The sequence below is a fragment of the Rhodanobacter sp. C05 genome, assembly GCF_002001165.1.
Lineage (GTDB): Bacteria > Pseudomonadota > Gammaproteobacteria > Xanthomonadales > Rhodanobacteraceae > Rhodanobacter.
This window is the reverse complement of sequence record NZ_MUNQ01000010.1, coordinates 95,548-110,253: the sequence shown is the minus strand read 5'-3', so window position 1 is coordinate 110,253 and position 14,706 is coordinate 95,548. Positions and strand designations below refer to the sequence as shown.

Genomic DNA, 14,706 nt, shown 5'->3' with positions numbered 1-14,706 from the left:
ATGAGTATCCCTGGGCTGTTCATCAAGCGACCGGTGGCGACCACCCTGCTGGCGGTCGCCATCGCGCTGTCCGGCATGCTGGCGTATTTCCACCTGCCGGTCGCGCCGCTGCCGAACGTCACCTATCCCGTCATCGTCGTGCAGGCGAGCATGGCCGGCGCCAGCCCGGACATCATGGCGTCCACCGTGGCCGCGCCGCTGGAGCGACGCCTGGGCACGATTGCCGACGTAAGCGAAATGACCTCGACCAGTTCGGTCGGCTCGGCAAACATCGTCATCCAGTTCGGGCTGAGCCGGGATATCAACGGCGCGGCGCGCGACGTGCAGGCGGCCTTGCAGGCATCGCGCGCGGACCTGCCGTCCACGCTGCGCAGCAACCCGACTTACCGTGAGTACAACCCGGCCGATTCGCCGATCATGGTGCTCGCGCTGACCTCGAACACGATGACCCGCGCGCAGCTCTACGATTCGGCCGACTCGATACTCCAGCAACAGCTGTCGCAGGTCGATGGCGTGGGCCAGATCACCCTGGGCGGCAGCGCGTTGCCGTCGGTGCGGGTGGAATTGCAGCCCGACCAGCTCAACAGCTACGGCATCGGGCTGGAAGATGTGCGCGCGGCGATCAGCTCAGCCAACGCCAACAGCGCCAAGGGCCACATCGACCAGGGCGACCAGCGCTTCGAGGTCACCTCCAACGACCAGATCAACACGGCCGCGCCCTACCGCGACCTGATCGTGGCCTACCGCAACAATGCGCCGGTGCTGCTGCGCGACGTCGCCGACGTCGAGGATTCCGCGGAAAACATCCGCAACGCCGGCCTGTACAACGGCAAGGATGCGGTGCTGGTGATCGTCTACCCGCTGCCCGGCGGCAACATCGTCAAGACCGTTGCACAGATCCGCAAGGTGCTGCCGACGATCGAGGCGACCCTGCCGCACAACGTGCATGTCGGTATCGCGGTGGACCGCTCGCAATCGGTCAACGCCGCGGTGAACGATACCGAGCGCACCCTGTTCATGGCCGTGCTGCTGGTGATCGGCGTGGTCTTCGTGTTCCTGCAATCGCCGCGGGCGATCCTGGTGCCGGCGGTGGCACTTCCGTTGTCGATCATCGGCACGTTCGGGCCGATGTACCTGCTCGGCTACAGCATCGACAACCTCTCGCTGATGGCGCTGACGATCGGCACCGGCTTCGTGGTCGACGATGCGGTGGTGGTGCTGGAGAACATCGTGCGCCACGTCGAATCCGGCATGGACGTGCACGAGGCGGCGCTGCGCGGCAGCGCCGAGGTCAGTTTCACGGTGATCTCGATGAGCCTGTCGCTGATCGCGGTGTTCCTGCCGATCCTGCTGATGCCCGGCATCGTCGGCCTGCTGTTCCACGAATTCGCGGTGACGCTGTCGATTGCGATCCTGCTCTCGCTGGTGATTTCGCTCACCGTCACGCCGACCATGGCGGCGTATGTGCTGAATCGCAACGCGCTGCACTCCAAGGCCCGCTGGGCGCTGTGGTACGAGCGCCAGTTCGAGCGATTCAAGAACGCCTACGCCCGTTCGCTCACCAGCGTGCTCGATCACGCGCTGCTGGTGGGACTGACCCTGATCGGACTGGTCGTGCTGAATGTCCTGCTGATCAAGCTGGTGCCCTCGACCTTCTTTCCCGAGCAGGACAACGGCATCCTGTCGGGCCAGATCATCGCCGACCAGAGCATCTCATTCCAGGCGATGGCACAGAAGCTCGCGCAGTTGCAGGCGATCGTGCAGAAGGACCCCGCGGTCGCCTCGGTGGCGGGTTTCACCGGTGGTCGCGCACTCAACACCGCGAATGTCTTCATCGAGCTCAAGCCGCTGGCGCAACGCAAGCTCTCGGCGGCAGAGGTGGTCGATCGCCTGCGGCCCAAGCTCAATGGCGTATCCGGCGCGAAGCTGTTCCTGCAGGCCGCGCAGGACTTGCACATCGGCGGGCGCTCGTCGGCCGCCGAGTACCAGTACACGCTGACCAGCGACGATTCCACCGCACTGTTCAAGTGGGTACCGAAACTGGTGGCCGCGCTGGGCAAGGACCGCACCCAGATGACCGACGTGAACTCGGACCTGCAGCAGAACGGCCTGCAGATCTACATCAACTTCGACCGCACCACCGGGGCACGCTACGGCTTTGCGCCGAACCAGATCGACAGCGTGTTGTACGATGCCTTCGGCCAACGCACCGTGTCGACCGTGTACAACGCGCTCAACCAGTACTACGTGGTGATGGAGGTGGCACCGTCGTATTGGCAGTATCCGCAGATGCTCGATCGCATGCGTTTCAGCACGGCGGCAGGCAATGCCAGCGGCACCCAGCAGACGCAGGTGTCGAGCAGCCTGGTGAAACCGGTCACGCCGGTGTCGGCCGTGAGTACCACGCAAGGCAGCGCATCCAGTACCAACGCGCGCAACGCCAATGCCGAGGCCAACCAGCTCACCAACGCCATCTCCAACGCCAAGGGTGGCAGCTCCAGCGGCAGTGCGGACAGCACTTCGACCGAAACCCTGGTGCCGTTTCCGCAGCTGGCCACGTATGTCAGCAACCATACCGCCACCCAGGTCAGTCATCAGGGCGGCCTGGTCGCCGCCACGATATCGTTCAACCTGCCACCCGGCGGTTCGCTGAGCAAGGCCACGGCGGCGATCAATCAGGTAACCCAGCAGCTGGGTGTCCCGGCTTCCATCCACGGCAACTTCGCCGGTGCCGCGCAGGTCTATGCGCAATCGATGTCGAGCATGCCACTGCTGATCCTGGCGGCACTGGCGGCCGTCTATATCGTGCTCGGCATGCTCTACGAGAACACCGTCCACCCGATCACCATCCTTTCCACCCTGCCGTCGGCGGGCATCGGCGCCACCCTGGCGTTGCTGATCTTCGGCACACCGTTCTCGGTGATTGCGATGATCGGCATCATCCTGCTGATCGGCATCGTCAAGAAGAACGCGATCATGATGATCGACGTCGCCATCCACCTGCAGCGCGACGAGGGTTATGAACCGCAGAAGGCCATCCACGATGCCGCCGTGATGCGCCTGCGCCCGATCATGATGACCACCGCTGCCGCCGTGCTCGGCGCGGTGCCATTGGCCATCGGCATCGGTCAGGGTGCCTCGCTGCGCCAGCCGCTGGGCATCACGGTCATGGGCGGCCTGATTTTCAGCCAGGTTTTCACGCTGTACACCACGCCAGTGATCTACCTCTATCTCGACCGCTTGCGCGCCAGGCTCGCCAGGTGGTCGGACACCCTGCCGTGGAACAGATCGGACGCGAGCGCATGAAGATGAAGATCCCCCCCAAGACCCTGGCCTGTTCGCTGACGCTGCTGCTCGGCGGCTGCATGGTCGGCCCCGACTACCACCGCCCGCAGGTGGCGACGCCAGCGCAATACAAGGAGTTGCCCGGCTGGACCGCGGCCACGCCGGCGGCCGAAGCACCGAAGGGAGACTGGTGGACCGGCTTCAACGATCCGCTGCTCAACCAGCTCGAACCGATGGTGTCGGTCTCCAACCAGACCGTGCGCCAGGACTACGCCAACTACCAGGCCGCGCTTGCCGAGGTGCAGGTGGCACGCAGCAGCCTGTTCCCCGCCATCGGCATCAGCGGCTCGGCAACGAAGCAACGCGGTGGCGCCAGTGGTTCCGGCAACAACGGTTCGATAAATACCGCAGGCTCGCTCGAAGGCAATGTCAGCTGGGCTCCCGATCTGTGGGGCAAGGTCCGTCGCACCATCGAGGAGAACAAGGCAACCGCCCAGGCCAGCGAAGCGACCCTGGCCAACGCCACACTGTCCGAGCAGACTGCGCTGGCCACGGCGGTCATCGAGCTGCGCGTGGCCGATGCCAACACCGAGCTGCTGCAGAAGACCGTCGATGCCTATACCGAATACCTGCGCGTAGTGACCAACCAGGATACGGCCGGCACCATTCCGCCCTCCGACCTGATTGCCGCGCGCACCCAGCTGGAAAACACGAAGGCCAGCCTGATTGCGCTTGGCGTCGCTCGCGCGAAGTACGCCCACGCAATCGCGGTGCTGGTCGGCAAGAATCCGGAAGAGCTCGACATTCCGCACAGCGCGACGCTGCCGACGCTGCCATCCGTACCCGCCGGCGTGCCCTCGACCCTGCTGCAGCGACGGCCGGATATCGCCGTCGCCGAACGCCAGATGGCTGCACAGAACGCAGCCGTTGGCGTTGCCACGGCAGCCTATTACCCGAATCTCTCGCTGTCGGCAGCGGATGGTTTTTCGCAGTCGCCCCTGGCGGGCCTGCTGCACATCGCGAACCATGTGTGGTCGCTGGGTGCCGATGCGAGTGAAACCCTGTTCGACTTCGGTGCACGCCATGGCGAAGTCGCTGCGGCCAAGGCCAACTACGAAGCCGCGGTCGCCAATTATCGCGGCACCGTGCTGTCCGCGTTGCAGAACGTGGAGGATGACCTTTCCGGCCTGCGCATCCTCGCCCAGCAGGCCGAGGTTCTGGACGTTGCCGTGCGCGATGCCACCCGCGGCGCCGAGATCGCGTTCAACGAATACCAGGCTGGCACGGTCGACTACACCACGGCGGCCACTGCCCGGGCGACCGAGCTGAATACTCGGCAAAGTGCACTCAATGTGCAGCAGCAGCGCCTGCTCGATGCGGTGTCGCTGATCGGTGACATGGGTGGTGGCTGGGCGGCGAGCGAACTGAGCGAGCCGCCGAAGTCTTTGCAGAATTCTTCTGCCCAGCGCTGAACACGACACGCATCCCGGCTATTTTTCCAGCCAGCGCGCCGCACCGCGGCCGGCGATCAATCCACTGGCGAAGCAGGCAGTGAGCAGGTAACCGCCGGTGGGCGCTTCCCAGTCCAGCATCTCGCCGGCACAGAACACGCCGGGACGCATGTGCAGCATCAGGTTCTCGTCCAGACCCTCAAGCCGCACGCCGCCGGCCGTGCTGATCGCCTCGGCGACCGGCCGCGGCGCGCGCAGATGCAAGGGCAATGACTTGAGTTGCGCTGCCAGCGCGGCTGGATCGGCCAAGGTCGATTTCGCGGTCAGTTCGAATACCAAAGCGCACTTTGCGGCATCCAGACCGGCGCGACGGCGCAACCAGTCGCCGATGCTGTGCTTGCCGCGGGGTGTTGCCAGTCGATTGGCAAGTACCGATTCGCTGTAGCCCGGCACCAGATCCAGCCGCAACGTGGCCTCGCCACGTTCGGCAAGCTGTTCACGCAGCTCGGCGCCGAGCGCGTAGATCAGGCTGCCCTCGATGCCGTATTCGCTGAGCACGCACTCGCCCTGCCGCGCATGCGCCACGCCGCGGCGATCCGTCCAGTGCGCCACCACGCTCTTCAACGGCGCACCGGCAAAGCGGCTGGACAGATGCTCGCTCCACGCCAGCTCGAACCCGCAATTCGCCGGCTGCAACGGCGCCATGTCGATCCCGGCCTGCTGCAACGGAGCTACCCATGCGCCATCGGAACCGAGCTGTGGCCAGCTGGCACCGCCCAGCGCCAGGATCACCGCATCCGCCGGTACCGCCCGCTCGCCCTGCGGCGTGGCGAAGTGCAGGGCACCGTGCGCCTGCCAGCCCAGCCAACGATGGTGCATGTGGAAACTCACCCCGGAGGCACGCAGGCGGTGCAGCCACGCACGCAGCAGCGGCGCTGCCTTCAGGTCTTTCGGAAATACCCGGCCGGAGCTGCCGGCAAATGTTTCCACTCCGAGATCGCTCGACCACGCGCGCAGTGCATCCGCATCGAACACGTCCAGCCAGCGCTTGACCTCATCCTTACGCGTACCGTAACGCTCGACGAAGCGAGCCGGCGCCTCGCCATGCGTGAGGTTGAGGCCACCCTTGCCGGCCAGCAGAAATTTTCGGCCAACCGAGCTCTTCGCGTCATACAGGTCGACAGTCGCCCCCTTCGCGCGTGCGGCTTCGGCTGCCATCAGGCCGGCCGGGCCGCCGCCGATGATCGCCAGTCGGGGATGGGCAGTCCGGGTCATCCGCGCATGGTCGCATGCCGGGACAGTCGAATGTATCGGGTGCAGCACCACCTGGCATGTGACGAATGGCAATGCCCGATGCCAATCCGTCGCTATCTGTCAACTTCAGCTGAATTCAAAATGAACCAGTTAAAGTGACTCCAGCGGATATTCACTGGTGGCGCGCGGACCCCATCCGGCAAGTGACCTGCAATATATTTCGAAAGGCAATTTATTAATATCGTTACAAACGCATGTAATTACGCGACGAGTCAAGCCGCCGGGAATTGATGTAAACGATTTCCTCCCACCAATCACGGCGACATGGCAAATGTGCGGCCCCCGGATAATCAATATAACTTATTGATTTAAATTTATAAATTACAATAATCCTTGCCAGATCACCGACCCGGTGACCAGCTCCTTCACGCAAGCGTCAATGCAGCGTGATTATTGAAAATATTTGCGCCAAACATCGCGCAGGGTTATTGCCTGATTATGTGATTGCGATCACCGGTCACTTCAAAAAGTCCTATTGACCGGTTTCATGTGTAACTCATACCGTCAGGCAGTTCGTCAATTGGGAGCTTGGCGAATGATCCCGACGCAACCCTGTCAAAACCAAATTTGAAATCTGCATCTGCGCATCGACCCTAAGGGATACATGGGGAGGGTCGACCGCAGAGTTCGGGATCGCTGGGCAATCTCCAAGAAAACTCGTCGTGCCGTGTCTGTCCACGTGCACTTTATTCATGAGGTCCACGCGGTCTCATCGGCTTCGTTCGGCCTTGAAAAAATATTCCGGGAGTTCTAAATGCCAAGCCATTTTCGTCTCAAGATGCTGGTTGCTGCCATCGGCATGGCCGCCACTGCATCGGTCTTCGCCACGCCTTCCACCTTTGTCTCGCTGACGCAGCCGCATCCCGCGACCAGCCTGCGCAACGGTGATCTTGCCAAGGGCCCGCTCGCGTTCTCGCAGCCGATGCACGTGGTGATTTCGCTGAAACTGCAGAACAAGTCGAAGCTCGATGCCTATGTCGCCGATCCGCATCACAAGGCGCTGACCCCGGCCGAATTCGCCGCGCTGTATTCGCCGAGCCAGGCGCAGGCACAGTCGGTCGCGAACTACCTGAAGCAGTCCGGCTTCACCAACGTCACGATCTCGCCGAACCGCATGCTGGTCGAGGGCGATGGCCATGCCGACACCGTGCAGACCGCCTTCAACACCTCGATGGTGCAGGTGCGCACGCATGACGGGCGCGATGCCTATGCCAACTCCAGCGATGTGAAGATCCCGGCAGAGCTGCAGAACACGGTACAGTCCGTGCTCGGCCTCGATAACGTGCACATGTCGCACATCTTCGCGCGCCGCATGACCAGCACCTCGCCACACCCTGAAGCGACCAGCGGCACGGCGGTCGGCCACAACCCGCTCGACTTCCCGAAGATCTACGGCGCCAGCAGCCTTCCCGCTGCCACGTCGATCACGGTCGGCAACGTGGTGTCGGGCCAGATGAGCGATGTGCTCAGCGACGTCAAGTCCTTCGAGAGCACCAATGGCCTGACCTCGCTCGTCCCGAGCATCGAGGGCACCGGCAATACCGGTTCCGTCTCGGCCAGCGGCGACGGCGAATGGGATCTGGATACCCAGGACATCATTGCGATGTCGGGCGGCCTGAAAAGCCTGATTCTTTACGATGCCGCCTCGCTCTCCGACGCCGCCCTCACCACGGACTACAACCTGGCCGTGACCGACGACAAGGCCGTTGCGATCAACGTCTCGCTGGGCGAGTGCGAAACCGATGCGAAGTCGGCCGGCACGACCACGGCTGAAGACGCGGTCTTCGAGCAGGCCGTCGCGCAGGGCCAGACCTTCTCGGTCTCCTCCGGCGATTCCGGCGCCAACGAATGCACCAGCGGCATCACCCCGAGCTGGCCGGCCAGCTCGCAGTACGTGGTCGCGGCCGGCGGCACCGAGCTGTACACCACCAGCACCACGACCTGGACCAGCGAGACGGTGTGGAACAACCTCAGCGAGAACGAGGGTGCCACCGGTGGCAGCCCGAGCACCTTCGAGCCGATTCCGAGCTGGCAGGTGGGCGTGGGCCAGAACGGCACCTCCAAGTTCCGCGGCGTGCCCGACATTGCCTTCGACGCCAGCCCGGATTCCGGCGCACTGGTCATCGTCGACGGTCAGTCGAACCAGCAGATCGGCGGTACCAGCCTCGCTTCGCCGCTGAACGTTGGCGCATGGGCGCGCATCCAGGGCGCCAATGGCGGCGCGCTCGGCTTTGAGGCTCCGCTGCTGTACAAGGCCGCTGCTGCCAACTATGCGACGGACTTCCACGACGTCACCTCGGGCAACAACAGCGGTGAGACGGCCGCCACCGGTTGGGACTACACCACCGGCTGGGGCAGCATCATCGTCAGCGGCCTGTCCAGCAACGTCGGCGGCAGCGGCAGCACGGGTGGTACGCCGACCGCCAACTTCAGCGACTCGGTCAGCGGCCTGACCGTAACCTTCACCGACAGCTCCACCGATTCGGGCGGCACCATCAGCTCGCATTCGTGGACCTTCGGCGACGGCAGCACCTCGACCGCCACCAGCCCGAGCCACACCTATGCGGCCGCCGGCACCTACAGCGTCACCGAAACGGTGACCGACGGCGTCAGCGGCAAGACCAGCTCCAAGACGGCATCGGTGACGGTCTCCAGCGGCACCACAGGTGGCACGCCGACCGCCAACTTCAGCGATACCACCAGCGGTCTGACGGCGACGTTCACCGATAGCTCCACCGATTCGGGTGGCACCATCGGCACCTATGCCTGGACCTTCGGCGATGGCAGCACCTCGGCCGTAGCCAGCCCGAGCCATACCTACGCGGCCGCCGGCACCTACAGCGTCACCGAGACGGTGACCGACAGCGTCGATGGCAAGACCAGCTCCAAGACGGCATCGGTGACGGTCTCCAGCGGTGGTACCCCGACCCAGATCCTCACCAACACCGGCTTCGAAACCGGCAAGGCGACGCCGTGGACCATGAGCTCGGGCACGCTGTGCAGCACCAGCAGCTCCTCGTCCAGCTACTGCGGCAGCGGCGAAACCTCGCATGCTGGTACCTGGTTCGCATGGCTTGACGGCTATGGCACTTCGCACACCGATACAGTTTCGCAGAAGGTAGCGATTCCGAGCGGCAAGACGACGGCGACCCTGCAGTACTACCTGCATATCGATTCGACCAAGAGCACGGCGGTCGATACCTTGACCGTGCAGGTGCTGAATTCGTCGGGTACGGTGCTGGGCACGGTAGGTTCGTTCACCAGCAAGAACACGAACACCGGTTATGCAGTGGAAACCGCCAACCTGTCCGCGTATATCGGCCAGACGGTGACCCTGAAGTTCACCGGCAAGGAGACCTCGTCTTCGGGTAACACCGACTTCACGATCGACGACGTCACCCTGACCGTGCAGTAAGCAACCCTGGCGGCAGTCGCCTTGCGCGGCTGTCGCCAACGGTTACGAAGGATGCGCAAGGCAGCGCCTCTTGTTTCAACCCATGGAGTACTCAAGCCCGATCGGCAACGATCGGGCTTTTTTTATTGGACGCGCCTGCGTCCCTGCCCGGATGAAGTCGTCGCAGCCGCGCGCGCTTCGTGCGCGAGCATTCCGGATTCGGGCAACCCTTGCTCAGGGACTGGCATGAAAAGCCGCCGGGCTGCTAAAAAGCATGGCGGGCACGCCATGGGGGAGTGACCGGCTGCGGCATATCGATTTGCCGCCGATCAATGGATGATTCCAAGGACATTTCATGACCCGCAGATCCCTGTTGCTGGCGCTCGCGCTGCTGGCTGTCGTTGCTTTCGCCACGCCCGCCTCCCCGGCACGTGCCGAAACGGGAGACAACTCTCCAAGCGCCAGCACACATGCCGCCAAGTTCGAAAATTTTCTCGGCTCGCTGCACCTCCAGACCGGCAACATACCCATTGCAAGCGCCAAAGCATCGCTGCTGCTTGCCCCGGGCTACAGCTTTTTACCGGCCGAAGACGCCCAACGCGTACTCACGAAGCTCTGGGGAAACCCGCCGGATGACAAAGTGCTGGGCATGATCCTGCCCAGCACCGACCCGCATGTCCTGCTGGACAGCGACAACTGGGCCGTGGTGGTGACCTATGTCGCCGATGGCTATGTGTCCGACGCCGACGCTGCGAAGATCGATTACGCGGAGCTGCTGCAGAAGATGCAGAAAGGCACGGAAGAATCGAATCCGGAGCGGCTCAAGCAAGGCTATCCCGCGATCGACCTGATCGGCTGGGCCGAGCCGCCGCATTACGACGAGGCCTCGCACAAGTTGTACTGGGCACGCAACCTGAGGTTCAAGAAGGCGGACGGCACCGACGATGGTCGGTCATTGAACTACGACATCCGCGTACTCGGCCGCCGTGGCTATTTGTCGCTCAATGCGGTCGCGCCGATCAATGAACTCGGCAAGGTGCGCGCCGACATGCCGCAGGTTCTGGACATGACCGATTTCGACGCCGGCGAACGCTATGCCGACTACAACAGCGGAACCGACAAGCTTGCCACCTACGGGATCGCCGCCCTGGTGGCCGGCGGCATTGCCGCCAAGGCCGGCTTGTTCGCCAAACTGGGCGTGCTGCTGCTGGCGCTCAAGAAGTTCATCATCATCGGCATCGCCGCGCTCGCCGGATTCTTCCGCAAGCTATTCAACCGCAACAAGGCGCGCTGAGTGAAGGCTGCTCGGCCACGCCACGCGCTGCCCGACTGAAATGAAACGGGGCGCCAAAGGCACCCCGTTTCGGCAAGCTCACCGCAACATCAGCCGCCGCTGGATGCTGCCGGCGCCGGTTGCGCCGGCGCATCACTTTTGTTTGCATCATCGGCTTTCTTCATGGCATGGCTATGCTTCGACATGGCAGGTGCATCGCCTGATGCCGCCGCACCACCGCGGGTGTAGACGATCTTCATGTTGCCGGCGCATTGACCGACCACCTTGCCGCCGGCATCGGCCTGGTCGGCTGGCACGACATCGAGCGTGTAACCCGATACACCATTGGCCTTGATCTTTGCATCGATGCCGGACTTCACATCGTCGCACGATGCATGCGCCATCATCGGCAAGGCAAGCAGCAATACCGCAGCAATTCCCAGACGCTTGTTCATGGACTTTCTCCTCCGTGGCTGAGTTTCCAGGCATCATCATGATGGCGACCCATCGCATGCACGGATGACTTCGAGGGCAGGCTACTGATCGCCCGCCCATGCTGTCATCAAAGCAGGCCCGCGAGAAGACACGCCCCCACATACCCGTACTGATGCGGGTGCGGCGCTGTTTCAGCGAGTACGCCGGCATCCTGCAAAGTCTCACTTCAGGCATACCCCCAGTCCCGTCAGCTGGCGCAGGCCCACCACGCTGGGCAACAGTGCACGGCTGTCGCGGCTGCGGCGTAACCAATCGGCGTCCAGCATGGCGTCGGTGAGCGCCACGCCAAGCGCGCCACCTATATGCAAGCGCCGCTCGGTCCAATCCAGACAGGTACGTCCGCGTAGACGCAGCAAGCGTTCTGTCGCCGACAACGGCCAGCTTGCACGCAGGAGCGCATCCACCGCCGACGGTTGCAGGCGCAGGCCATCGCCTCTTGATTGCAGCCAGCCGCGTTCCAGCCATGCCTCGCACAATGCGACCCCAAGCTGTCCTGCCAGATGGCGGTAACAAGTGCGCGCTCGACACAACGCCGGATCCGTCGCCGCTATCCGCAGCGGGCCCGCTGCACGCGGCAATGCCATCGTCTCCAGCCATGCAGCCACGTCGTCATCGGCCAACCGGTAATAACGGTGGCGGCCCTGCACGCGCACACCCAGCAAACCGCCATCCAGCAGCCGCTTCAGATGCGCACTGGCAGTCGCTGCACCTACCCCCGCAGCCTGCGCCAGCTCGCCGGCCGGGCGCGCACTGCCATCCATGAGCGCCAGCAACATCGCCGCCCGTGCCGGCTCGGCCAGCAGGCTGCCGAGTTCGGCCAGCTGATAACGATTGAGTGGCGCGGCATCGTTCATGCGACCAAGTCTAGCCGGCCCGCGCGTGCAAGCTTTCGACCCGGGCCGAAGTATCTACGTCCGCTCAGCTGCTGCGCGGCTTTGCCCGGTGTGTCGGAGTGGCCGTCCACGGATCATCCGGCCACGGATGACGCGGATAGCGTCCCTTCAGTTCTTTCCGCACTTCCGGATAGGTACGCTCCCAGAAACCTTTCAAGTCCTGGGTGACCTGGATTGGCCGGCCAGCCGGCGACAGCAGATGCAGGGTGACCGGAATGCGTCCGCCGCCGATGCGCGGGGTATCGGCCAGGCCGAACAGTTCCTGCAGCTTCACCGCCAGCACCGGCGGTTCGCTCTCGGCGTATTCGAGCCGCCGCGACTGACCGCTCGGCACCATGAGGCTCTCCGGTGCCTGCGCGTCAAGCGTGCGCCGCTGCTCGTAGTCGAACAATGCCGTCAGCGCCTGTGACAGCTCCTCCGAGTCGAGCGCGTCGAGCCGGTGCTTGCCGTCGAGATACGGCGCCAGCCAGTCATCCAGCGAGGCCAGCAGCGCCGCATCGGAGATATCCGGCAGGCCGAGTTCCGGCATCCAGGCGCGCAAGGCCTGCATGCGTGCGCGCAGGCGCTGCGCATTCGCGCTCCACGGCAGTATGGCAAGACCTTTCGTGCGTACCGCAGCCAGCATCGCCGGCAACGCATCCTCGGGTCGCACGGGCACACTGCGGCGTTCCAGCACGATCGCACCGAAGCGGCTCTCATCGAATGCTTCGGCCGCGGCGCGTTCGTCGTTCCAGCGCAGCGTGCGTTCGCGCGTGAACTGCGCCGGGCAATCACGCTCCAGTACGCGCGGGTCGAGCGGCGCGGCAGCGAGGATCAGGCTGTCGCGCGCCTCGAAGCGCAGATCCAGCACGACCAGCCACGGCTCGCCGAGAAGAGCGGTGTTCTCGTGCAGGCGCGCGCCACGGCCGTTCGCCAGCGTGTAACGCAACGGATTGTTGTCATCGCGACGCGCGATGCGATCGGGAAACGCATGCAGCAGCAGATCGCCGACGGCATGGCTGTCCGGCATGCCGCTGGCGGCCGTACGGACGTCCAGACGCCTGCGCCAACCCTTGCTGACCTGTTCGATCGCGGTCAGTGCACCCCGGTCGACGTCGCCACTTGTGGCCATGCCGCGGCGATCGCGCCACGCATGCAGGGCTGCCACCCGCACGCGAAAATCATCGCTGCGCGCATGCAAGCCGCGCAGCGGCGAACGTGCCTCCATCAAGGCCAGCAGATCGGCGATCAGCGGGCGCCATTCGGCAGAGGCGCGCAGCGCTGCGGCACCGAGGCGCGGTGTGGCGCCGAGTTCGAGCATCTGCCTGCCCAGGGTCGTGATGCGCCCATCCGCCGTCAGCGCGGCGAGATTCGTCAGCAGTTCACGCGCCTGCGCCAGTGCGCCGGCCGGTGGCGGATCGAGCCACGGCAAATCCGCACTGCTGCTCGCCGTGATGCCCCACGCTGCCAGTTCGAGTGCAAGCGCGGACAGTTCCGCCTGGACGATTTCGGCGGTACGCGCCGGCTCCAGCCGCTTGCTCTGTGGCCATAGCCGGTACGCCGTACCCGAAGCCACGCGGCCAGCGCGACCGGCGCGCTGGTCGGCCGAAGCCTGCGAGATGGTGACCGTCTCCAGCCGGGTGAAGCCGGAGTTCGGATCGAACCGTGGTTCGCGCGCCAGGCCGGCGTCGATCACCGTGCGGATGCCCGGCAAGGTGATGCTGGACTCGGCGACATTGGTCGCCAGCACGATCCGGCGCGTATCCGGCGCAGCCGGGTTCAACGCAGCCTGCTGTTCCGCCAGCGAGAGCTCGCCATGCAGCGCGACCACTTCCACGGACTGAGCGTGGGCAAGTGTCTCTGCAAGCAACGCCTGTGTCCGTGCGATCTCGCGACGACCCGGCAGAAACGCCAGCACGTCCCCCTCGTTTTCCTCCAGCGCCTGTCGCGCGACCCGTGCCAGATGATGCTCGACGCTTTCCTGCGTGCGCGCCGGCGGATGCTCGATGCGCACCGCAAAGCTGCGGCCGGGGCTGCTTAGGCGTGATGCCCGCAGCCATGACGCGATGCGTTCGCCATCGAGTGTCGCCGACATCACCAGCAAGCGAAGTTCCGGCCGCAGGGTAGCCTGCACGTCCAGCGCCAGCGCGGCACCCAGATCACCGGCGAGATGGCGCTCGTGGAATTCGTCGAACACGATCGCGCCAATCCCGTTCAATTCGGGATCGCGCTGGATCAGCCGGGTCAGGATGCCTTCGGTGACCACCTCGATCCGCGTGGCTGCACTCACCATTGATTCGAAGCGGATGCGGTAACCGACCGTCCGACCCACTTCCTCGCCGAGCTGCTGTGCCATGAACTGCGCGGCGGCACGCGCAGCGATGCGACGCGGCTCCAGCATCACGATCTTCTGCCCTGCCAGCCACGCCGCATCGAGCAGGGCCAGCGGCACCTGGGTGGTCTTGCCGGCACCCGGTGGCGCCTCCAGCACCAGCCGCGGATGCGCGGCCAGCGCGGCGCGGATCTCCGGCAGCAGCGGGGTGATGGGGAAGTCGCGCATGGATGCATTCATCCGCGCGGATGATAACGGCTACCGCGATGCCACAGCCTGGCAAGTCGCCA

General features: G+C 64.4%; 8 protein-coding genes. 4 read left to right on the top strand and 4 right to left on the bottom strand.

Going from position 1 to position 14,706, the window contains the following annotated elements; genetic code table 11:
• Both B0E51_RS10400 and B0E51_RS10395 read left to right on the top strand, forming a co-directional pair.
• On the top strand, nt 1-3,306 hold the full coding sequence (locus B0E51_RS10400; protein WP_077444999.1) for an efflux RND transporter permease subunit: 3,306 nt from the start codon (nt 1-3) through the stop codon (nt 3,304-3,306).
• Entirely contained in the window at nt 3,303-4,757 is a 1,455-nt protein-coding gene (locus tag B0E51_RS10395) for an efflux transporter outer membrane subunit (protein ID WP_254424494.1), read from the top strand. Before B0E51_RS10400 ends, B0E51_RS10395 begins: the two co-directional genes overlap by 4 nt.
• Nucleotides 4,758-4,775: 18 nt before the next feature.
• Here the strand turns inward: B0E51_RS10395 and B0E51_RS10390 are convergent, their stop codons facing one another.
• Nucleotides 4,776-6,011: a TIGR03862 family flavoprotein gene (locus tag B0E51_RS10390; protein WP_077444838.1), complete on the bottom strand. Its 1,236-nt coding sequence runs from the start codon at nt 6,009-6,011 to the stop codon at nt 4,776-4,778.
• Between the two features lie 793 nt (nt 6,012-6,804).
• Between B0E51_RS10390 and B0E51_RS10385 the strand changes: the two genes are divergently transcribed.
• The gene (locus tag B0E51_RS10385; RefSeq protein WP_077444837.1) at nt 6,805-9,465 is read left to right on the top strand and encodes a PKD domain-containing protein; all 2,661 of its coding nucleotides are present in this window, start codon (nt 6,805-6,807) and stop codon (nt 9,463-9,465) included.
• A gap of 334 nt (nt 9,466-9,799) precedes the next feature.
• Entirely contained in the window at nt 9,800-10,738 is a 939-nt protein-coding gene (locus B0E51_RS10380) for a DUF2167 domain-containing protein (RefSeq protein ID WP_077444836.1), read from the top strand.
• Nucleotides 10,739-10,827: 89 nt separating this feature from the next.
• Here the strand turns inward: B0E51_RS10380 and B0E51_RS10375 are convergent, their stop codons facing one another.
• The 3 genes from B0E51_RS10375 to hrpB form a co-directional block, all read right to left on the bottom strand.
• Nucleotides 10,828-11,172 (bottom strand): DUF1161 domain-containing protein, encoded by a 345-nt coding sequence (locus B0E51_RS10375; RefSeq protein WP_077444835.1) that lies wholly within the window; start codon nt 11,170-11,172, stop codon nt 10,828-10,830.
• A 201-nt stretch (nt 11,173-11,373) separates the two neighbouring features.
• Nucleotides 11,374-12,066, bottom strand: coding sequence for a metalloregulator ArsR/SmtB family transcription factor (locus B0E51_RS10370; RefSeq protein ID WP_077444834.1), 693 nt, complete (start codon nt 12,064-12,066; stop codon nt 11,374-11,376).
• A gap of 64 nt (nt 12,067-12,130) precedes the next feature.
• Entirely contained in the window at nt 12,131-14,644 is a 2,514-nt protein-coding gene (gene hrpB, locus B0E51_RS10365) for an ATP-dependent helicase HrpB (protein ID WP_077444997.1), read from the bottom strand.
• Nucleotides 14,645-14,706: the final 62 nt, after the last annotated feature.